The following is a 19,269-nucleotide window of genomic DNA, read 5'->3' as shown; positions in this document are numbered from 1 at the left end:
GGTGAGCACCCGCGTCGTCGAGGTCGCGCCCGAGCGCTACGACCGCTGGCGGGCGCGCTTCGACGAGAACAACCCCGACGGCCCACAACGGGTCGTCGGGGTCTCGCGTCTCGAGGCCGACCCCCTGGCCCTGCTCCTCGTCCGCCGCGGCGGCTACGCCGTCGGAGTGGCGTCCGGACCCCGGCTGACCGCGCACAAGGTGGGTACCCGCTACGTCCAGTCGCGCACGGCCGCCGGAGGCTGGAGCCAGCAGCGCTTCGCCCGGCGCCGCGGCAACCAGGCCGACGAGCTGGTCGGGGTCGTCGCCGGCCACGCGGTCCGGCTGCTCACCGGTGCCGGGGCGCGGGGGCTCGTCCTCGGCGGCGACCGCGCTCTCGCCGAGTCCGTCCTCGACGACCCGCGGCTCGCCGCCCTGCGGGCCCTGCCCCGGCGCGAGCTCTACGACCTGCCCGACCCACGTCTCGCGGTGCTGGAGACCGCCCTCGAGCGGGCGCGCGCGGTCCGGGTCACCATCGAGGAGTGACCCGCCCGCCCCACTACTCGTGGTGCTGCGCGATGTTGACGACCGTGCCGCCCGGGGCGCGGACGAAGAACCGGCGGACCCCCCACTCCTCGGTGACCAGCGGGTGGACGACCTCGACCCCGGCCGCGACGGCCTCGGCCCAGGCGGCGTCCACGTCGTCGACCTTGACGGTGAGGGCGGAGTCCTCCGGCGCGGCGGCGTCGCCGGAGACCAGCTGGACGTGGACGCCGTTCTCCGGCGAGGTGTAGCGCGCCACCCAGCCGAGGTTCATCTCCTCGGTGGACAGGCCGAGCAGGTCCTGCCAGAACGGCCGCGCCTCCTCGATGTCCGGCACGGTGAGGTTCGGCGTGATGCCCATGACCCGCATCAGGTCCTCCTTGTCCGTGGGTCCCCTCCGTCGATCTTGCTGCCGCGCAGGCCGGTTGTCCACCACCGGGCCCGTCAGGAACGGAGAAGCGACCGGCCGGGCCGTGCGCCACGATGGGGCGACAGCCACCGCACGAGAGAAGGAGAGCACCGTGAGCGCAGCGAAGAAGACCGCCGCCAGCACCCTGAGCGACGTCGAGAAGGCCGCCCTCAAGGCGACCGTGGCCGAGCGCCGGGCCGCCGCGAAGGGGGCCAAGGCCGAGGACGACGTCAAGGCGGTCCTCGACGCCATCGCGAAGATGGACGACGCCGACCGGGCGCTGTGCGGCCGGCTCCACGAGATCATCACCGAGGCGGCGCCCGAGCTGGCCCCGCGCACCTGGTACGGCATGCCGGCCTACGCGAAGGACGGCAAGGTCCTCCTCGCCGTGAAGAACTCCGGCAAGTTCGGTCAGCGCTACACGAGCCTGGAGTTCCAGGACGTCGCGCAGCTCGACGGCGGCTCGATGTGGCCGGTCGCCTGGGCCGTCACGCAGCTGACGAAGGCCGGCGAGAAGGACGTCGCGGCCCTCGTCCGCAAGGCGGTCGGCTGAGCGGGACGCGCCCGGGGCCGGCGGTCACTCGACCGGCGCCCCGGTGAAGGTGTCGCACTGGTTGAGGTCGCCGGTCCGGTAGCCCTGGAGGAACCACTTCTGGCGGGCCGCCGACGACCCGTGCGTCCACGTCTCGGGGGTGACCCGGCCGGAGGTGGCCTGCTGGATGCGGTCGTCGCCGACCGCCGAGGCGGCCGAGAGGGCGGAGCGGATGTCGGCATCGGTCAACGGCTCGAGGTACGGGGTGCCGGTGTCCGAGTCCGGCACGGTCGTCGCGTGCTGCACCCACACGCCGGCGAGGCAGTCGGCCATCAGCTCGGTCTTCACCGACCCGGACTCCGCGCCCTGCGGGTCCTGCTGGGCCCTGCCGAGCAGCCCGAGCTGGTCCTGCAGCGCGTGCCCGTACTCGTGCGCGACGACGTACTCCTGGGCCAGCGCCCCGGAGTCCGCCCCGAACTGCTGGGTCAGCACCTGGAAGAAGCTCGCGTCGATGTAGACCTGCTTGTCGAGCGGGCAGTAGAACGGCCCGACCTGGTTGCTCGCGGTGCCGCACGCCGACTGCGTGGCGCCGTCGTAGAGGACGGTTTGCGTGGGCTGCCACCGACGCTTGTACCGGGTCAGCTCGCCCTCCCAGAACGCCTGGACGGCGTTGACCGTGCCGACGACCCGGCACACGTCGCTGCGGTTGGCATCCGCTCCGGTCCTGCACTCGGAGAACGCGTTCGGATCCTGGTCGCCGGCCGCCTGCACCTGGTTCGTGTCGAACGGGCTGGTGCCGCCGCCGGTGGGCAGCTGCGAGGGGTCGATGCCGAAGACGAGGCCGAGGATCAGCAGGATGATGCCGCCGATGCCGCCCCCGACGACGAGCCCGCCGGGAGCCCCGCGGCCACCCCCGCCGCCGGAGCGCACCTGCGAGGTGTCGAGCGTGACGTTCTCGTTGAAGCTCATCGGCTGCCTCCGTGCTCGGCCGGGTGCCGGGGCACCGCCCGGCGCGACCTAGACTAGACGGACGCCGGGCCCGCGTGCCGTCCTCGCCGCACCGTCCCCGCCGACCCCCGAGACCCGGAAGGCCCCACCGTGATCACCGCTGCGTCCGTCGAGCTGCGCGCGGGCTCCCGCCTGCTCCTCGACGGCGCGACCTTCCGGGTCGCGCCGGGTGACCGGATCGGCCTCGTCGGCCGCAACGGGGCCGGCAAGACCACGCTGACCAAGACCCTCGCCGGGGTGACCCAGCCGGCCGCCGGCACGGTCACCCGCTCCGGCGAGGTCGGCTACCTGCCGCAGGACCCGCGCACCGGCGACCTGCACGTCTCGGCGCGCGACCGCGTCCTGTCCGCCCGCGGCCTCGACACCATCGTGCGCGACCTGCGGGCCGCGGAGCACGCGATGGCCACCGAGACCGGCGAGAAGCAGGAGCGCGCGATGCGTCGCTACGCGCGGCTCGACGCCGAGTTCGGTGCGGCCGGCGGCTACGCGGCCGAGTCCGAGGCCGCCCGGATCGCGGCCGCGCTCGGTCTCGAGGAGCGGCTCCTCGACCAGGAGATCGGCACCCTGTCGGGTGGCCAGCGCCGCCGCGTCGAGCTGACCCGCATCCTGTTCAGCGGCGCCGAGACCCTCCTCCTCGACGAGCCGACCAACCACCTCGACGCCGACTCCATCGCATGGCTGCGCGACCACCTCAAGGGCTACCGCGGCGGCCTCGTCGTCATCAGCCACGACGTCGAGCTGCTCGACGTCGTCGTCAACAAGGTCTTCCACCTCGACGCCAACCGGGCCGAGCTCGACCAGTACAACCTCGGCTGGAAGGCCTACCTCCAGCAGCGCGAGACCGACGAGCGGCGGCGCAGGCGGGAGCGGGCCAACGCCGAGAAGAAGGCGTCGGCGCTCATGGCCCAGGCCGACAAGATGCGCGCCAAGGCGACGAAGACGGTCGCCGCGCAGAACATGCAGCGCCGGGCTGAGCGCCTCCTCGGGGGCCTCGAGGCCGAGCGGGCCCAGGACAAGGTCGCCCGGCTGCGCTTCCCGAAGCCCTCCCCGTGCGGTCGGACACCGTTGCGGGCCACCGGGCTCTCACGCTCGTACGGGTCGGCCGAGGTGTTCACCGACGTCGACCTCGCCATCGACCGCGGCTCGCGGGTCGTCGTCCTCGGGCTGAACGGTGCCGGCAAGACGACGCTGCTGCGGCTGCTCGCCGGGGTCGACCAGCCGGACACCGGGCAGGTCGAGCCGGGCCACGGCCTCAAGCTCGGCTACTACGCGCAGGAGCACGAGAACCTCGACGTCGGGCGCACCGTCCTGGAGAACATGAAGTCGGCCGCGCCCGACCTCGGCGAGACCGAGGTCCGCAAGGTGCTCGGCTCCTTCCTCTTCACCGGCGACGACGTCCTCAAGCCGGCCGGCGTCCTCTCCGGCGGCGAGAAGACCCGGCTGTCGCTGGCCCTGCTCGTCGTCTCGTCGGCCAACGTGCTGCTCCTCGACGAGCCGACGAACAACCTCGACCCGGCCTCCCGCGACGAGATCCTCGGCGCCCTGCGCACCTACGAGGGTGCCGTCGTCCTCGTCACGCACGACGAGGGCGCGGTCGACGCGCTCGAGCCCGAGCGCATCCTCCTGCTCCCCGACGGCGTCGAGGACCTCTTCAGCGCGGACTACCGCGAGCTGGTCACGCTGGCCTGAGCGTCCGCAGCACGTGCGCGACGACCGCGTCGCGGGCCCGCCGCCCCTCGGGTGTGGGCAGCAGCGGGTAGTCGTGCGGGGACCCCGGCTCGACGTGGAGGGCAAGGTCCGCCGTCGGGGGAGCCAGGGCGACGAGGCGCTCGCAGTCGGGGCGGCAGATGTCGTGCGAGCCCACGAACACCGCGGTGGGCGGGAGCCGGGAGAGCTCGCCGTACAGCGGGCTCACGGCCGGGTCGGTGAGGTCCGCTCCCGCCGCCCAGTGCTCGGCGATGGGTCGCATCCCGGCCCGGGTCAGCCAGGGGTCGCGGCGCTCGACGGCGTCGATGGCGGGGTTCCCCAGGGACAGGTCGAGCCACGGGGCGATGAGCGTCAGCCCGGCGACCGTGCCGTCACCCGCGTGCCGCTGGGCGTGGAGCAGGGCCAGGGTGCCGCCCGCCGAGTCGCCGAGCAGGTGGACCGGCCCGTCGGGCACGAGACGCTCGTGGAGGGCGGCGAGGAAGGTGCGCGCGTCGGAGACGACGTGTGCCGGCGCGAGCGGGTACCGGGCGACGTGGACCTCACGGCCGGTCGCGTCGGCGAGGTGGGCCACGAACGTCCAGTGCTGCGGCTGGATGCCGTTGACGAAGGCGCCGCCGTGCAGGTAGACGAGCGTCCCGGGGCCGCCGGCCGCGGCCGGACGCAGCGTCACCAGCTCGCCACCGGCCAGCGGCACGGTGGTCGCCCGCGACCGCAGCGCGTCCGGCAGCGGGGCTGCCGGCAGCGCGACGGCCAGGCTGCGCCGCCCGGCCTCGACGGTGCGGTATCGCTTCTTGCGGGTGGCGCGCAGGTAGGCCCGGACCGCGAGGGTCTGCCAGCTCGTCATCCGGTGCCGCCGCTCAGCCCGGGATCGCCGGGAGCCGCTCCAGTGCGGCGGCGACCGACTGCTGGAGCTCGGTGTCCTCCCACGTGTGGTCGACGAGGTCGCCGCGCAGGTAGGCGTCGTAGGCGGGCAGGTCGAGGTGGCCGTGGCCGCAGAGGGCCGTGAGGATGACCTTCTCCTCCCCGGTCTCGATGCACGCGATGGCCTCGTCGACGGCGGCCGCGACGGCGTGCGTCGGCTCGGGCGCCGGGACGATGCCCTCGGTCCGCGCGAAGAGGACGCCGGCGGCGAAGCAGTCCTTCTGGGTCTTGGCGACCGCCTCGATGAGACCCTCCTCGTAGAGGTGGCTGACCAGCGGGCTCATCCCGTGGTAGCGCAGGCCGCCGGCGTGGATCGGGTCGGGGATGAAGTCGTGGCCGAGGGTGTGCATCTTGAGCAGCGGCGTCATCCCCGCGACGTCGCCGAAGTCGTAGGCGTACGTGCCCTGGGTCAGCGAGGGGCAGGAGGCCGGCTCGACGGCGCGGACCACCGGACCGGCGCCGCCCGCGGCGAGCTTCTCCCGGAGGAAGGGGAAGGTGAGCCCGCCGAAGTTCGAGCCGCCACCGGTGCACCCGACGACGAGGTCGACCCGCTCGCCGACCTTGGCGAGCTGGAGCAGCGCCTCCTCACCGATCACCGTCTGGTGCAGCAGCACGTGGTTGAGGACCGACCCGAGCGCGTAGTTCGCCGTCGGGTCCTGCGCGGCGACCTCGACCGCCTCGCTGATCGCCACCCCGAGCGAGCCGGGGGAGTGCGGGTCCGCGGCGAGGATGGCGCGGCCGGCCTCGGTGAGGTCGGATGGGCTCGGGTGCACGACCCCGCCGAAGGTCTCGATCATCATCCTCCGGTACGGCTTGGCGTCGTACGAGGCGCGGACCTGCCACACCTCGCACTCGAGGCCGAACTGGGCGCAGGCGAAGGAGAGCGCCGTGCCCCACTGCCCCGCGCCGGTCTCGGTCGTCAGTTTCCGCACACCGGCCTTGGCGTTGTAGTACGCCTGCGGCACAGCAGTGTTCGGCTTGTGCGAACCGGCCGGTGACACGCCTTCGTACTTGTAGTAGATGCGCGCCGGCGTCCCGAGCGCCTTCTCGAGGCGGTGCGCCCGGTAGAGGGGCGAGGGCCGCCACAGCCGGTAGACGTCCTGGACCTCCTCCGGGATGTCGACGAAGCGCTCGGTCGTCACCTCCTGGGCGATGAGGTCCATCGGGAAGATCGCCGCGAGGTCGTCGGGTCCGACCGGCTGGCCGGTGCCCGGGTGCAGCGGCGGCGGAGGAGGCGTCGGCAGGTCGGCGAGGAGGTTGTACCAGCGGGTCGGCATCTCGTCCTCGTCGAGCAGGACCTTGTGGCGCAGCGGGTCGGGCACGGCATCCTCCGGGCGTCGTCGGTGACGGGGCGTGCGGTCATCGTCGGTGGTGCCCGGGAGCCGCACAAGGGGGTGACCACCGGGTGGGGGAACAGGTGTGGGCGCTCGGTGGTTGACTGGCGAGCACCGACACCGAGGAGACCGAGACCGATGAGCATGATGGGCTGGCAGGCGCTGCACAGCCTGAGCCGCGACTCGAGCGTGCGGGAGCGACGGCTGGCCCCCGGCACGACGCGCCGCGTGCTCGGCTACGCCCGCCCGTACCGGACGGCGATCGCCTGGTTCCTCGGCCTCGTCGTCGTCGAGTCCGTCCTCGTCGTCGCGACCCCCCTGCTCCTCAAGTCGATCATCGACGACGGCATCTACCCGAAGGACTCCGGCGTCGTCGTCCGGCTCTCCCTGCTCGTCGCCGCCCTGGCCGTCCTCGGCGGGGCACTGACCCTCGTCGAGCGGTGGTTCTCCGCCCGCATCGGCGAAGGCCTCATCTACGACCTGCGCACCCAGGTGTTCTCGCACGTGCTCCGGCAGCCGGTCGCGTTCTTCACCCGGGCCCAGACCGGTGCGCTCGTCACCCGTCTCGGCAACGACGTCATCGGGGCGCAGCAGGCGTTCACCTCGGTGCTCTCCAGTGTCGTGAGCAACGCGATCACCCTCGTCCTCATCGTCGGCGCGATGGCCCTGCTCTCCTGGCAGCTGACCCTCGCGGCCCTGTTCCTCGTCCCCTTCTTCCTCGTGCCCGCGCGCTTCATGGGTCGCCGCCTCGCGAGCCTCGCCCACGAGCAGATGGTCCAGAACGCCGACCTGGGCACCCGGATGACCGAGCGGTTCAACGTCGCGGGGGCCCTCCTCGTCAAGCTCTTCGGCCGGCCCGCCACCGAGGACGACGAGTACGCCGTCCGGGCGGCGCGGGTGCGCGACATCGGGGTGCGCATCGCGGTCAACCGGTCGGTCTTCTTCGTCGCGCTCACGCTCGTCGCCTCGCTCGCCACGGCGATGGTCTACGGGGTCGGTGGCGTCATGGCCGTCGGGGGGTCGCTGACGGTGGGCACGCTGATCGCGCTCACCGCCCTGCTCGCGCGCCTCTACGGCCCGCTGACGGCCATCTCCAACGTCCGCGTCGACATCATGACGGCGCTCGTCTCCTTCGAGCGCGTCTTCGAGGTCCTCGACCTCGAGCCGCTCGTCGCGGAGGCGCCCGACGCGCGGCCGGTGCCGCCGGGTCCGGTGCGCGTCGAGGTTGACGGCGTCGGGTTCTCCTACCCGTCCGCCGACGAGGTCTCGCTGTCCTCGCTCGAGGCCACCGCGACCGGGGACCGGCGGGGGAGCGGGCCGGTGCTGCGCGACGTCTCGTTCACCGTCGAGCCGGGCACTCTCGTCGCGCTCGTCGGTCCGAGCGGGGCGGGCAAGACGACGATCACCTCGCTCGTCGCGCGCCTGTACGACCCCACCGAGGGCGCGGTGCGCATCAACGGCCTCGACCTGCGGGAGGCGACGGGCGAGTCGCTGCACGCCGCCGTCGGCGTGGTCACCCAGGAGGCGCACCTCTTCCACGACACGATCCGGGCCAACCTCGCCTACGCCGCCCCGGACGCGACGGAGTCGCAGATGGTCGCGGCCCTGCGGGCGGCCCAGGTCTGGCCGCTCATCGACGCGCTGCCCTCCGGCCTCGACACCGTCGTCGGCGACCGCGGACACCGGCTCTCCGGTGGCGAGAAGCAACGCCTGGCCATCGCCCGGCTGCTCCTCAAGGGGCCCGGGCTCATCGTCCTCGACGAGGCGACGGCGCACCTCGACAGCGAGTCCGAGCAGGCCGTCCAGCGAGCCCTCGACGAGGCGCTGCGCGACCGCTCCGCCCTCGTCATCGCCCACCGGCTCTCCACGGTCCGGCACGCCGACGAGATCCTCGTCGTCGACGACGGCCGGATCGTCGAGCGAGGCACGCACGCCGAGCTCGTCCGGCGCGGCGGGCTCTACGCCGACCTCCACCGCACCCAGTTCGCCGAGCAGGACGACGCCGCGGTCACGGCCTGAGCCGCTGACACCCGGTCAGGCGTCCTCCTCGTCCCAGATCCGCACCTTCTTCGGCTTCGGCGGGTACTTCTCGGGGTGGGCCAGCCGCTCCTCGCGGCGCAGGCCGAAGCCGACGAGGACGAACCCGGCGATCGTGCCCATCCACCACTGGTAGGCGTAGGCGAGGTGCGGGCCGAGGCTGCGGTCCGGGGGAGCGAGCGGCTGCGGACGGGGCGGGGTCGCGCCGTCGGCGGTCCGCTCGGACTGGAGCAGCACGTACCCGGGCAGCACCGGGGTGCCGAGGGCGGTCGCGGCGTCGGGGACCGAGAGGGTCGCGATCTGGCCGCGGGCGGGCGGCCTGTCGGCGGACCGCTCGCCGATCCGCGCCCAGCCGACGACGGTGACCTCGCCGGCCGGCGCGGGCGCCACGTCCGGGAGCACGCTGGCGCCACGGTCCGAGAGCGGGACCCAGCCGCGGTCGACGAGCACGTCCGGGCCCCCGGTGGCCGGCCGCAGCGCCCACAGCACCTCGTAGCCGACCTCGCCGTCGTTCGGTCGGGCGCGGACGAAGACCGGTCCGGCGGCGTAGCTGCCGTCGACCGTGACGCGGGTCCACTCGGCGGCCGGCGCGAGACCGCGGGGGGTGAGCACGTCGGCGACGGGGACCGGGTCGGCGCGGTAGTGCGCGTCGAGCCGGGCGTTGCGCTCGACCTTCGCCTCGTGGCGGTGGTACTGCCACCAGCCGAGGTGGTACGCGGCGACGGCGAAGAGCGCGGCGAGGACGAGCGCGCCCAGCCAGCGAGGTGTGAGGAGCCGGCGCAGCACTCCGCCACGCTACGCGACGTACGCTGTCCCTCTATGACCGACCTCCCCGAGCCCCGCCTCCTCGACCGCTTCGGCCGCGTCGGGCGTGACCTGCGCGTCTCGGTCACGGACCGGTGCAACCTGCGGTGCACGTACTGCATGCCCGCCGAGGGCCTCGACTGGCTGCCCAAGCCCGAGATGCTCACCGACGACGAGCTCGTGCGGCTCGTGCGCGTCATGGTCGGGCTGGGCGTGACCAACGTCCGCCTCACCGGCGGTGAGCCGATGCTGCGCCGCAGCCTGGTCGACGTCGTCCGGGGCATCGCGGCGCTCGAGCCGCGTCCTCGGATCGCGATGACGACCAACGGCGTGGGCCTCGACCGGCTCGCCGCCCCCCTCGCCGCCGCGGGGCTCGACCGCGTCAACGTCAGCCTCGACACCGTCGACCAGCAGCAGTTCCTCGACCTCACCCGCCGCGACCGGCTCGCCGACGTCGAGGCTGGCCTCAAGGCGGCCGCCGACGCCGGGCTGGCCCCGGTCAAGGTGAACGCCGTCGCCATGCGCGGGGTCAACGACTCCGGCGTCGCCGACCTCCTGCAGTGGTGCCTCGACCGCGGCTACGCGCTGCGCTTCATCGAGCAGATGCCGCTGGACGCCCAGCACGCCTGGGACCGCAGCCGGATGGTCTCGCAGGCCGAGATCCTCGAGCGCCTCGGTGAGCGGTTCCGCCTCACCCCGGTGCAGGAGCGCGGCAGCGCCCCCGCCGAGCTGTTCCTCGTCGACGGCGGCCCGGAGACGGTCGGGGTCATCGCGAGCGTCTCGGCGCCCTTCTGTGCCGCGTGCGACCGGGTGCGGCTCACCGCGGACGGCCAGCTGCGCAACTGCCTCTTCGCCCGGAGCGAGGTCGACCTGCGCGGGCCGCTGCGCGAGGGTGCCTCCGACACCGAGCTGGCCGACCTCGTCGTCGCCGAGATGTGGGCCAAGAAGGCCGGGCACGGCATCGACCGCCCGGACTTCGAGCAGCCGGCCCGCCCGATGTCGGCGATCGGCGGCTGAGCCGCCGGCTCCGCCGCCGCTTCAGTCCCGGTCGTCGTCCTCGGGGTGACGCACGCTGCCGGGGACGTACGTGGCGGCGTGGTCCGTGATCCGCGGCGTGGGGTCGACGGCGGGGGTGACCGGGGCGCGGCGGCCGCGCACCCGCGGGGCGACCGCGTTCGCGGCGACGACGGCGACGAAGGGCAGGAAGACGGCCGCGGCGGCGAACACCCAGCGGTACCACTCGTCGACGACGATGGTGAGGACGAAGCACACGGTCCGGATCGACATGGTGACCAGGTACTGCTTCATCCGGTGCTTCTGGTCGGCCTCGCGCGACTCCGCAGCGGTCGTCACCGACTGGGCGGCGGGCTGCTGCTGGCGGGTCGTGGGCACCCGTCCACCATACGTCCGGCCGTGTCCGGCTACCGCCGGGTAGTCCACTAGGTTCGACAGCATGAGCGACCCCCGCACCGTGCTCGTCACCGGCGGCAACCGAGGCATCGGCCTGGCCATCGCGAGGTCCTTCGCCGAGGCCGGCGACCGCGTCGTCGTCACCCACCGCAGCGGCGAACCGCCCGAGGGGCTGCTCGGCGTGCGCTGCGACGTGACGGACACCGCGTCGGTCGACGCCGCGTTCACCGAGGCCGAGGAGAAGCTCGGCGGTCCGGTCGAGGTGCTCGTGGCGAACGCCGGCATCACCAAGGACGGCCTGCTGATGCGGATGGGCGACGAGGACTGGGACGCGGTCCTCGAGACCAACCTCACCGGCGCCTTCCGCTGCGTGCGCCGGGCCAGCAAGGGCATGATCCGGTTGCGGCGCGGGCGGATCATCCTCGTCTCGAGCGTGGTCGGCCTGTACGGGGGGCCGGGGCAGGCGAACTACGCCGCGAGCAAGGCCGGCCTCGTCGGCCTGGCCCGCTCGGTCACCCGCGAGCTCGGCGGCCGGGGGATCACCGCGAACGTCGTCGCGCCGGGCTTCATCGAGACCGACATGACCGCCGCGCTGCCCGAGGACACCCAGAAGACGTACAAGGCGGCCATCCCGGCCGGGCGGTTCGCGACGACCGACGAGGTCGCCGGCGTCGTCCGCTTCCTCGCGAGCCCCGAGGCGGCCTACGTCTCCGGCGCCGTCATCCCCGTCGACGGCGGCCTCGGCATGGGCCACTGACCCGCCGACCACCCGACCCCGACCTCCGACCTCCCACCCGAAAGGCCAGACATGCTGCTCGAGGGCAAGAAGCTGCTCGTCACCGGTGTCCTCATGGACTCCTCGATCGCCTTCCACGTCGCGCGGCTGGCGCAGGAGCAGGGCGCCGAGGTGGTGCTCACCTCCTTCGGCCGGACGACGAAGATCACGACGGCCATCGCGCGCCGCCTGCCGAAGCCGGCTCCGGTCGTCGAGCTCGACGTCGCGAGCGGCGACGACCTCGCGGCCCTCGCCGACCGCGTGCGCGAGCACGTCGACCACCTCGACGGCGTCGTGCACTCCATCGGCTTCGCCCCGCAGGGCGCCTTCACCTTCATGGACGCCACGTGGGAGGACGTCTCGACCGCCGTCCAGATCTCGGCGTTCTCGCTCCAGTCGCTGACCAAGGCGGCCCTGCCGCTGATGTCCGAGGGCGGTTCGGTCGTGGGTCTCACCTTCGACGCGAAGTACGCCTGGCCGGTCTACGACTGGATGGGGGTGGCCAAGGCCGCGTTCGAGTCGACGAACCGCTACCTCGCGCGTGACATGGGGCCGCGAGGCATCCGCTGCAACCTCGTCTCCGCCGGCCCGATCCGGACCACGGCCGCCAAGTCCATCCCGGGCTTCGAGCAGTTCGAGGAGGCCTGGGGCGGCCGGGCCCCGCTGGGCTGGGACGTCCGGGACGCCGAACCGGCCGCCCGCGCCTGCGTCGCCCTGCTCTCGGACTGGTTCCCGGCCACGACCGGCGAGATCGTCCACGTCGACGGCGGGTACCACGCGGTCGGCGCGTGAGCCTCAGCCCTCGCGCGGTTCCGCGGTCTCCGCGTCCTCGATCTCCTCGCGGCTGACGCCGAGGAGGAAGAGCACCGTGTCGAGGTAGGGCACGGTGACGGCCGTGTCGGCCTGCTCCCGGACGACCGGCTTGGCGTTGAAGGCCACCCCGAGGCCGGCGGCGCCGAGCATGTCGAGGTCGTTGGCGCCGTCCCCGATGGCCACCGTCCGGGCCAGGGGCAGCCCCTCGAGCGCGGCGAACTCGCGCAGGGCGGAGGCCTTCCCGGCACGGTCGACGACGTCGCCGACGACCCGCCCGGTCAGCCGGCCGTCGACCACCTCGAGGCGGTTGGCGCGGACGTGGTCGACCCTGAGCTCGGCCCCGATCGGCTCGACGACCTCGGCGAAGCCGCCGGACACGAGCGCGACCGTGAAGCCGAGGGACTTCAGGGTGCGCACGAGGGTGCGGGCGCCGGGCGTCAGCCGCACCGCCGCGCGCACGTCGTCGAGCACCCCGACGGGCAGCCCGGCGAGGGTGGCGACCCGCGCGTGGAGGCTCTCGGCGAAGTCGAGCTCGCCGCGCATCGCCCGCTCGGTGACCGCGGCGACCTCGTCCTCGGTGCCGGCGTGCCGCGCGATGAGCTCGATGACCTCGTCCTGGACGAGGGTCGAGTCGACGTCCATGACGACGAGCCGGCCACCACGCCGCGCCAGCCCCGCCGGCGCCACCGCGACGTCGCAACCGGACGACGCCGACACGAGGGCGAGGTCGCGCCGCAGCCGGGTGACGTCCGCGCCGGACACGTCGAGCTCCACCGTCGTCACCGGCCAGCGCGAGAGCCGGCGGATGCGGTCGATGTTGGCGCCGTGCGCCGCCACCGCCTCGGCCACCGCCGCGACGTGCCTCGTCTCCAGCGGCGCGGCCATGACGACGACCGCGGCCCGGCCGGTGCGCCGAGGGGCGTTGTCGCCCTGCCCGGCGGCGAGCTGGACGTGCATCCCCATGGCCTCGCCGGCGCGGGTCAGCCGGTCGGTGAGGACGTTCTCGTCCCGCCCCGGGGCGAGGAGGACCGAGAGGACGAGGTGACCGCGCACGACGATCTGCTCGAGGTCGAGCACGTCGGCACCCACCGTGGCCGCCGCCGCGAAGACGGTGCTCGTGACCCCCGGCCGGTCCGGACCGCTGAGCGAGACGAGGAGCGTCCGGGCGGCCGGGTCGGGCTGTGGCGGCGGGGGAGGGGTGCTCGCGGTCGGGCTCACCCGCACGACCCTACCGACGCGGGCGCACCGACAACGGGCCGTCCGGGACGCGGCTCAGGCCGGCATCGCGGGTGGCGCCGGGGGAGCGGGCGGCGTGCCGAGCGGACCCTGCGACGACCCCGGGAGCGCTCGGACCGCGAGCCCCGCGACGACGAGGGTGATGCCCGCGAGGAGGGCGAGGAGCCCCAGCCACACCGCGATGCCGAGGGCGGCCCGGCCGGGGTTGGCCATGAAGAGGATGCCGGCCACGACGAGGAAGACCGCGCCGAGGACGCGCAGCCAGCGTGGTGTGCCGCCGGTGACCGTGAGGGCCATCACGCCGTCGACGAGGGCGAAGACACCCCAGAGGACCACGAGGCTGAGACCGGTGCTCACCGGCCGCGCCATCGCGAGGACGCCGAAGAGGACCGCGACGACCCCTTGGACCACGAGGACCTGCCACCCGACGGCCCGCACGACGACCTCCCGGAGAGCGACGCCGGGCACGGTCGGCCCGGACGTGGACAGTCTCGCGCGCCGCCGGGCCCGGTGTCACGCGTCGCCGCGCCGGACCCGGTTGCGGCTCAGCCGCGCGGGTGGTGGCTGTCGCGCCAGTCGAGGAGGTCGCGGATCGGGCCGATGTCGTGGTCGGGGCCGTTGAGGCCGACGGTGAAGAGCCGCGTGCCGACGTCGTACAGCGCCTGCGCCCCGGCGGCGTAGTCGCCGACGTCCTCGGGGAAACGGCCCGGTCTGGGTGAGACACCGGCCGATCGCTCGATCTCGTCCGGGGAGCGGCCGACCCTCGCGCACCACTCGTCGAGGACGGCGTGCTTGCGCGCGACCGTCTCCGGGTCGCCGAACCCGTGCCAGATGTCGGCGTGCTCGGCGACGATGCGCAGCGTCTTCCGCTCGCCACCACCACCGATGAGGACCGGGATCTTCCGCGTCGGCGCCGGGTTGAGCTTCGCCCAGCGCTCCTCGATCAGCGGCAGGTCACGGGCGAGGGCGTCCAACCGCCCTCCCGCGGTGCCGAACTCGAACCCGTACTCGGTGTAGTCGCGCTCGAACCATCCCGATCCGATCCCGAGGATCAGCCGGCCCTCGCCGCCGTCACGCGCGCTCATGTGGTCGACGGTGCGCGCCATGTCGGCGAGCAGCTGGGGGTTGCGGTAGCTGTTGCACGTGACGAGGGCGCCGATCTCGACGCGCTCGGTGGCCTCGGCCCAGGCGCCGAGCATCGTCCAGCACTCGAAGTGCGCGCCGTCCGGGTCGCCGTAGAGAGGGTAGAAGTGGTCCCAGGTGAAGATGACGTCCACGCCCGCCTCCTCGAGCCGCGCGCACGCCCGCCGGATGTCGGCGTAGGAGGCGTGCTGCGGCTGGAGCTGGGCGCCGATCCGCACGGGGCGGTCGGCGGCGGTGCTCACTCGGTGATCTCCTGGCCCTTGCCGACGACGGTGAGCCCCGAGTCGGTGACGGTGAAGCCGCGGGCGAGGTCGGCCTCGCGGTCGAACCCGATCGAGGTGCCCTCGGGGACGACGACGTTCTTGTCGAGGATCGCCTTCCGGATCCGGCAGTGCCGGCCGACCTGGACCCCGTCGAGCAGGACGCTGTCGTCGACCTCCGTGTAACTGTGCACGTGGACGTCGGGGGAGATCACCGACCCGTTCACCCGCGCGCCCGAGATGACGACCCCGGGGGAGACCGCGGAGTTGAGCGCCTCCCCGAACCGGCCGTGGACGCCGTGGACGAACTTGGCCGGCGGGTACGGGCCGTAGGTCGTGTAGATCGGCCAGTCGTAGTTGTAGAGGTTGAAGACCGGGTGGATCGACACGAGGTCCATGTGCGCCTCGTAGTACGAGTCGAGGGTCCCGACGTCGCGCCAGTAGCCCATGTCGCGCTCGGTGCCACCGGGCACGACGTTGTTCTTGAAGTCGTAGACCGACGCCGCGCCCTGGTCGACCAGCGCCGGCACGATGTCGCCCCCCATGTCGTGCTTGCTGCCCTCGGTGGTGGAGTCGGCGGTCACGGCGTCGATGAGCGCGTCGGTGGAGAAGACGTAGTTGCCCATGCTCGCGAGCACCTCGTCGGGGGAGTCGGGCAGCCCCTCGGGGTCGCTCGGCTTCTCGAGGAAGGCCCGGATGCGGGAGGGGTCCTCGGGCTCGACGTCGATGACGCCGAACTGGTCGGCGGTCGACCTCGGCTGGCGGATGGCGGCCACCGTGACGCCGGACCCGCTCGTCAGGTGCTGGTCGACCATCTGCGAGAAGTCCATCCGGTACACGTGGTCGGCCCCCACGACGACGACGATGTCCGGGCGCTCGTCGGTGATGGTGTTGAGGCTCTGGAAGATCGCGTCGGCGCTGCCCTGGTACCACGCCTTGCCGATGCGCTGCTGGGCCGGGATGGGGGCGACGTAGTTGCCGAGCATCGTGCTCATCCGCCAGGTCTTGGTCACGTGCCGGTCGAGGCTGTGCGACTTGTACTGGGTGAGGACGACGACCTTGAGGTAGCCGGAGTTCACGACGTTGGACAGCGCGAAGTCGATGAGCCGGTAGATGCCGCCGAACGGGACCGCGGGCTTCGCCCGGTCGCGGGTCAGGGGCATGAGGCGCTTGCCCTCCCCACCAGCGAGGACGATGGCCAGGACCTTGGGACCTCCGCTGCGGTACGCCATGCCACCAACCTATTGGTTGGGCGACCTCCCCGGGAGTCCCGGTTCACCACTACGGTGAAAACCGTGCGCATCGACATCCTCAGCAAGGAGTACCCGCCGTCGATCTACGGGGGAGCCGGGGTGCACGTCGCCGAGCTGACCCGGGCGCTGCGGGCCCGCGGCGACACCGACGTCCGGGTCCACGCCTTCGGCGGCCCACGCGAGGAGGAGGGCACGACGAGCCACCCCGACCTCCCGGAGCTCGAGGGCACCAACGCCGCCCTCACCACCCTGGGTGTCGACCTGACGATGGCCGCGGCCTGCGCCGGTGCCGACCTCGTCCACTCGCACACCTGGTACGCGAACTTCGCCGGCCACGTCGCGGGCCTGCTCGAGGGGGTGCCGCACGTCCTGTCGGCGCACAGCCTCGAACCGATGCGCCCCTGGAAGGCCGAGCAGCTCGGTGGTGGCTACCGGCTGTCCTCGTGGGTGGAGCGCACCGCGTACGAGGGGGCCGCGGCGGTGGTCGCCGTGAGCGCCGGCATGCGCGAGGACATCCTGCGCTCCTACCCGTCCGTCGACCCGGCGAAGGTCCTCGTCGTGCACAACGGGATCGACGCCGAGCTGTGGCGGCCGAACCCCGCGCCCGACGTGGCCCGCGAGCTCGGCATCGACCCCGACCGCCCGGCCGTCGTCTTCGTCGGCCGGATCACCCGGCAGAAGGGGCTGCCCTACCTCCTGCGCGCCGCCGCCGAGCTGCCGCCCGAGGTGCAGCTCGTCCTCCTCGCCGGCGCCCCGGACACCCCGGAGATCAAGGCCGAGGTCGAGGGCCTCGTCGACGACCTGCGCGCGCACCGCGACGGGGTCGTCTGGATCTCCGAGATGCTGCCGCGCGACCGGGTGACCGCGGTGCTCAGCGCCTCGTCGGTGTTCGTGTGCCCGTCGGTCTACGAGCCGCTCGGCATCGTCAACCTCGAGGCGATGGCCTGCGAGCTGCCGGTCGTCGCCACCGCCACGGGCGGCATCCCGGAGGTCGTCGTCGACGGCGAGACCGGCTGGCTGGTCCCCATCGAGCAGGTCCAGGACGGCACGGGCACCCCGGTCGACGAGGACCGCTTCGTCGCCGACCTCGCCGCCGCCCTCACCGAGGCCGTGGGCGACCTCGACCGCGCGCGTCGGTTCGGCGTGGCGGGACGGCAGCGCGCCGTCGACGCGTTCTCCTGGGACACGATCGCCGAGCGCACCATGGAGGTCTACCGCGGGGTCCTCGCCGGATGAGCGACTCCCGGCACGACCCCGTCCTCGGCAGCGGCGCCACCCCCACCGACGGGCCGCTCGGGCGGCTGGTCGTCGTCTTCGACAACCGGATCGCGCAGACGCTCACCGAGATCGCCCGCAGCACGGGGTGGGAGGTGACGGTGCTCGAGGCGGCGCCGGCGGTCGAGGACGCGGACGGGCTCGGCCACGTCGACGCGCTCGTCGTGTGCAACCACGACGGCGACGGCGCCTACGACCTGGTCCGCGGGGCGGTCCGGGCCGGCGTCCGGTACGTCGCGATGATGGCCAGCCGGCACCGGTCCGCCGCGCTGCTCGAGGCCCTGCGGGCGGAGGGCTTCACCGACGCCGAGCTGGCGCGGCTGCACGTGCCGGCCGGTCTCTCCATCGGTGGCAGCTCGCCCGGCGAGATCGCGCTCTCGGTGATGGCCGAGGTCGTCGCCGACGCGCACGGCCGCCCCGGTGGCCCGATGCGCGCGCCCTGAGGCGTGCCGCCGGACGCCGGGGGAGCGGTCGACTAGGGTCGGGGCATGAGCGACGTCCTGGCCCTCGCCGGTGTGGGCGTGGTGCGGGGCGACACGACGATCCTCGACGACGTCTCGTGGGAGGTCGAGGAGGGGCAGCGCTGGGTCGTGCTCGGCCCCAACGGCGCCGGCAAGACCACCCTGCTCCAGATCGCCGCCGGCCGGATGCACCCGACGACCGGTGTCGCCGGCGTCCTCGGCGAGGTGCTCGGTGCGGTCGACGTCTTCGAGCTGCGCCCGCGGATCGGCCTCTCCAGCGCCTCGCTCGCGGAGCGCATCCCGGCGCGCGAGCGGGTGCGTGACGTCGTCGTCACCGCCTCCTACGGCGTCGTCGGACGCTGGCGCGAGGCCTACGACCGGATGGACGAGGGCCGTGCCGCCGACCTCCTCGAGGCCCTCGGCGCGAGCCACCTCGCGGACCGGCGCTACGGCACGCTCTCCGAGGGCGAGCGCAAGCGGGTGCAGATCGCCCGCGCCCTGATGACCGACCCCGAGCTCATGCTCCTCGACGAGCCGGCCGCCGGCCTCGACCTCGGGGGCCGCGAGGACCTCGTGCGCCGGCTCGGCCAGCTGGCCGCCGACCTCTCCGCGCCGGCCCTCGTGCTCGTGACCCACCACGTCGAGGAGATCCCGCCGCACTTCACCGACGTGCTGCTGCTGCGCGAGGGGCGGATCGTCGCGCAGGGCCCGGTGGAGATCACCCTGACCGCCGAGAACCTCGAGCGCACCTTCGGGATGCCGCTCGAGCTCGAGGTGAGAGGCAACCGCTATGCCGCCCGCGCCCGCTGAGCGCGGAGGGAACCCGGGGCGCCAGCCCCACGTCCGAGCGACGACACCGGAGGGAAGGGGACGCCGATGGACTGGCTGACCGACAACGCCTGGCTCGGCTGGGTGGGCATCGCGCTCGTGCTGGCGGCGATCGAGGCGGCCACCGTCGACTTCGTCTTCATCATGTTCGCCGGCGGCGCGCTGGCCGGTGCCGTGGCCGCCGCCCTGGGCGCACCGTTCTTCTTCCAGATGGTCGTCGCGGTCGTCTTCGCCCTCCTCCTGCTGCTCGTCGTGCGCCCGATGCTCAAGAACAAGTTCACCGACACCCTCACCGACCACCACATCGGCGCCGCCGGCCTCGTCGGCCGGGAGGCGTGGGTGCTCCAGGCCGTCACCGAGACCGACGGCCGCGTCAAGCTCGCCGGCGAGACGTGGTCGGCGCGGCTGGCCGAGGGCGGCAGCCCCGCCGGCCCGGGCGACCAGGTCCGCGTCATCGCGATCCACGGGGCGACGGCGATCGTCGTCCCGCTGCCGCAGCCCCCGACCACCCCCACCACCTGACCCCGCGCCCCACCGGGCGCC

The 19,269-nt window shown here is 73.6% G+C and carries 21 protein-coding genes; 11 read left to right on the top strand and 10 right to left on the bottom strand.

What is annotated here, in order from left to right:
- Nucleotide 1: 1 nt before the first annotated feature.
- A complete protein-coding gene (locus tag PKA89_RS05290) occupies nt 2-523 on the top strand; it encodes an acVLRF1 family peptidyl-tRNA hydrolase (RefSeq protein ID WP_324417296.1) in 522 nt (173 codons plus the stop codon).
- Between the two features lie 13 nt (nt 524-536).
- Here the strand turns inward: PKA89_RS05290 and PKA89_RS05285 are convergent, their stop codons facing one another.
- Entirely contained in the window at nt 537-890 is a 354-nt protein-coding gene (locus PKA89_RS05285) for a VOC family protein (RefSeq protein WP_324417294.1), read from the bottom strand.
- A 151-nt stretch (nt 891-1,041) separates the two neighbouring features.
- Between PKA89_RS05285 and PKA89_RS05280 the strand changes: the two genes are divergently transcribed.
- Nucleotides 1,042-1,482, top strand: a complete 441-nt coding sequence (locus PKA89_RS05280; protein WP_324417292.1) for a hypothetical protein — start codon at nt 1,042-1,044, stop codon at nt 1,480-1,482.
- 24 nt (nt 1,483-1,506) lie between these two features.
- On the opposite strand, the gene PKA89_RS05275 is transcribed toward PKA89_RS05280, so the two are convergent.
- Entirely contained in the window at nt 1,507-2,430 is a 924-nt protein-coding gene (locus PKA89_RS05275; RefSeq protein WP_324417290.1) for a neutral zinc metallopeptidase, read from the bottom strand.
- 129 nt (nt 2,431-2,559) lie between these two features.
- On the opposite strand from PKA89_RS05275, the gene PKA89_RS05270 reads away from it, so the two are divergent.
- Nucleotides 2,560-4,158: an ABC-F family ATP-binding cassette domain-containing protein gene (locus tag PKA89_RS05270; protein WP_324417288.1), complete on the top strand. Its 1,599-nt coding sequence runs from the start codon at nt 2,560-2,562 to the stop codon at nt 4,156-4,158.
- Here PKA89_RS05270 and PKA89_RS05265 read toward each other — a convergent pair.
- Together PKA89_RS05265 and PKA89_RS05260 are read right to left on the bottom strand one after the other, a co-directional pair.
- Nucleotides 4,145-5,020 (bottom strand): alpha/beta hydrolase, encoded by an 876-nt coding sequence (locus PKA89_RS05265; RefSeq protein WP_324417286.1) that lies wholly within the window; start codon nt 5,018-5,020, stop codon nt 4,145-4,147. The genes PKA89_RS05270 and PKA89_RS05265 overlap by 14 nt on opposite strands.
- A 13-nt stretch (nt 5,021-5,033) precedes the next feature.
- The gene (locus PKA89_RS05260) at nt 5,034-6,419 is read right to left on the bottom strand and encodes a TrpB-like pyridoxal phosphate-dependent enzyme (protein WP_324417284.1); all 1,386 of its coding nucleotides are present in this window, start codon (nt 6,417-6,419) and stop codon (nt 5,034-5,036) included.
- Between the two features lie 150 nt (nt 6,420-6,569).
- Between PKA89_RS05260 and PKA89_RS05255 the strand changes: the two genes are divergently transcribed.
- On the top strand, nt 6,570-8,450 hold the full coding sequence (locus PKA89_RS05255) for an ABC transporter ATP-binding protein (protein WP_324417282.1): 1,881 nt from the start codon (nt 6,570-6,572) through the stop codon (nt 8,448-8,450).
- 15 nt (nt 8,451-8,465) lie between these two features.
- Here the strand turns inward: PKA89_RS05255 and PKA89_RS05250 are convergent, their stop codons facing one another.
- Nucleotides 8,466-9,254: an SURF1 family protein gene (locus PKA89_RS05250; protein ID WP_324417280.1), complete on the bottom strand. Its 789-nt coding sequence runs from the start codon at nt 9,252-9,254 to the stop codon at nt 8,466-8,468.
- A 33-nt stretch (nt 9,255-9,287) separates the two neighbouring features.
- Here PKA89_RS05250 and moaA point away from each other — a divergent pair, with 33 nt between their 5' ends.
- The gene (moaA, locus tag PKA89_RS05245) at nt 9,288-10,289 is read left to right on the top strand and encodes a GTP 3',8-cyclase MoaA (RefSeq protein WP_324417278.1); all 1,002 of its coding nucleotides are present in this window, start codon (nt 9,288-9,290) and stop codon (nt 10,287-10,289) included.
- 21 nt (nt 10,290-10,310) lie between these two features.
- Here moaA and PKA89_RS05240 read toward each other — a convergent pair whose 3' ends face one another.
- Nucleotides 10,311-10,664, bottom strand: a complete 354-nt coding sequence (locus PKA89_RS05240; RefSeq protein WP_324417277.1) for a DUF3099 domain-containing protein — start codon at nt 10,662-10,664, stop codon at nt 10,311-10,313.
- 61 nt (nt 10,665-10,725) lie between these two features.
- On the opposite strand from PKA89_RS05240, the gene PKA89_RS05235 reads away from it, so the two are divergent.
- Nucleotides 10,726-11,439 carry a beta-ketoacyl-ACP reductase gene (locus PKA89_RS05235; RefSeq protein ID WP_324417275.1) on the top strand — a complete coding sequence of 238 codons (714 nt, stop codon included), beginning with the start codon at nt 10,726-10,728 and terminating at the stop codon, nt 11,437-11,439.
- 51 nt (nt 11,440-11,490) lie between these two features.
- The gene (gene fabI, locus PKA89_RS05230; RefSeq protein ID WP_324417273.1) at nt 11,491-12,249 is read left to right on the top strand and encodes an enoyl-ACP reductase FabI; all 759 of its coding nucleotides are present in this window, start codon (nt 11,491-11,493) and stop codon (nt 12,247-12,249) included.
- Between the two features lie 3 nt (nt 12,250-12,252).
- Here fabI and serB read toward each other — a convergent pair whose 3' ends face one another.
- The 4 genes from serB to glgC all read right to left on the bottom strand — a co-directional run bounded on the left by serB (nt 12,253) and on the right by glgC (nt 16,141).
- Nucleotides 12,253-13,488, bottom strand: a complete 1,236-nt coding sequence (serB, locus tag PKA89_RS05225) for a phosphoserine phosphatase SerB (protein ID WP_324417271.1) — start codon at nt 13,486-13,488, stop codon at nt 12,253-12,255.
- A 54-nt stretch (nt 13,489-13,542) separates the two neighbouring features.
- Entirely contained in the window at nt 13,543-13,974 is a 432-nt protein-coding gene (locus PKA89_RS05220) for a DUF308 domain-containing protein (protein WP_324417269.1), read from the bottom strand.
- Nucleotides 13,975-14,051: 77 nt separating this feature from the next.
- Nucleotides 14,052-14,891, bottom strand: coding sequence for an LLM class F420-dependent oxidoreductase (locus PKA89_RS05215; protein ID WP_324417267.1), 840 nt, complete (start codon nt 14,889-14,891; stop codon nt 14,052-14,054).
- Nucleotides 14,888-16,141: a glucose-1-phosphate adenylyltransferase gene (glgC, locus tag PKA89_RS05210; RefSeq protein ID WP_324417265.1), complete on the bottom strand. Its 1,254-nt coding sequence runs from the start codon at nt 16,139-16,141 to the stop codon at nt 14,888-14,890. The genes PKA89_RS05215 and glgC overlap by 4 nt, the downstream gene beginning before the upstream one ends.
- A gap of 63 nt (nt 16,142-16,204) precedes the next feature.
- Between glgC and glgA the strand changes: the two genes are divergently transcribed.
- From glgA to PKA89_RS05190, 4 genes are all read left to right on the top strand, one after another.
- Nucleotides 16,205-17,398, top strand: coding sequence for a glycogen synthase (glgA, locus tag PKA89_RS05205; protein ID WP_324417263.1), 1,194 nt, complete (start codon nt 16,205-16,207; stop codon nt 17,396-17,398).
- Nucleotides 17,395-17,880: an XdhC family protein gene (locus tag PKA89_RS05200; RefSeq protein WP_324417261.1), complete on the top strand. Its 486-nt coding sequence runs from the start codon at nt 17,395-17,397 to the stop codon at nt 17,878-17,880. Before glgA ends, PKA89_RS05200 begins: the two co-directional genes overlap by 4 nt.
- A gap of 45 nt (nt 17,881-17,925) precedes the next feature.
- Complete coding sequence (locus PKA89_RS05195; protein WP_324417260.1) at nt 17,926-18,708, top strand: ABC transporter ATP-binding protein; 783 nt, start codon at nt 17,926-17,928, stop codon at nt 18,706-18,708.
- A 66-nt stretch (nt 18,709-18,774) separates the two neighbouring features.
- A complete protein-coding gene (locus PKA89_RS05190) occupies nt 18,775-19,248 on the top strand; it encodes an NfeD family protein (RefSeq protein WP_324417258.1) in 474 nt (157 codons plus the stop codon).
- The last annotated feature ends 21 nt before the right edge of the window (nt 19,249-19,269 follow it).

The organism is Phycicoccus sp. (assembly GCF_035325325.1).
In the GTDB taxonomy this organism is placed as follows: Bacteria; Actinomycetota; Actinomycetes; order Actinomycetales; family Dermatophilaceae; genus Phycicoccus.
Note: the sequence above shows the minus strand (reverse complement) of the source record. Positions and strands in the feature narration are given on the sequence as shown.

Coding starts and splice junctions, on each gene's coding strand:
- PKA89_RS05255 (WP_324417282.1), top strand. CDS start 6,570: ATGAGCATGATGGGCTGGCAGGCGCTGCACAGCCTGAGCCGCGACTCG.
- PKA89_RS05275 (WP_324417290.1), bottom strand. CDS start 2,430: ATGAGCTTCAACGAGAACGTCACGCTCGACACCTCGCAGGTGCGCTCC.
- PKA89_RS05190 (WP_324417258.1), top strand. CDS start 18,775: ATGGACTGGCTGACCGACAACGCCTGGCTCGGCTGGGTGGGCATCGCG.
- PKA89_RS05285 (WP_324417294.1), bottom strand. CDS start 890: ATGCGGGTCATGGGCATCACGCCGAACCTCACCGTGCCGGACATCGAG.
- glgC (WP_324417265.1), bottom strand. CDS start 16,141: ATGGCGTACCGCAGCGGAGGTCCCAAGGTCCTGGCCATCGTCCTCGCT.
- fabI (WP_324417273.1), top strand. CDS start 11,491: ATGCTGCTCGAGGGCAAGAAGCTGCTCGTCACCGGTGTCCTCATGGAC.
- PKA89_RS05195 (WP_324417260.1), top strand. CDS start 17,926: ATGAGCGACGTCCTGGCCCTCGCCGGTGTGGGCGTGGTGCGGGGCGAC.
- PKA89_RS05265 (WP_324417286.1), bottom strand. CDS start 5,020: ATGACGAGCTGGCAGACCCTCGCGGTCCGGGCCTACCTGCGCGCCACC.
- moaA (WP_324417278.1), top strand. CDS start 9,288: ATGACCGACCTCCCCGAGCCCCGCCTCCTCGACCGCTTCGGCCGCGTC.
- PKA89_RS05200 (WP_324417261.1), top strand. CDS start 17,395: ATGAGCGACTCCCGGCACGACCCCGTCCTCGGCAGCGGCGCCACCCCC.
- PKA89_RS05235 (WP_324417275.1), top strand. CDS start 10,726: ATGAGCGACCCCCGCACCGTGCTCGTCACCGGCGGCAACCGAGGCATC.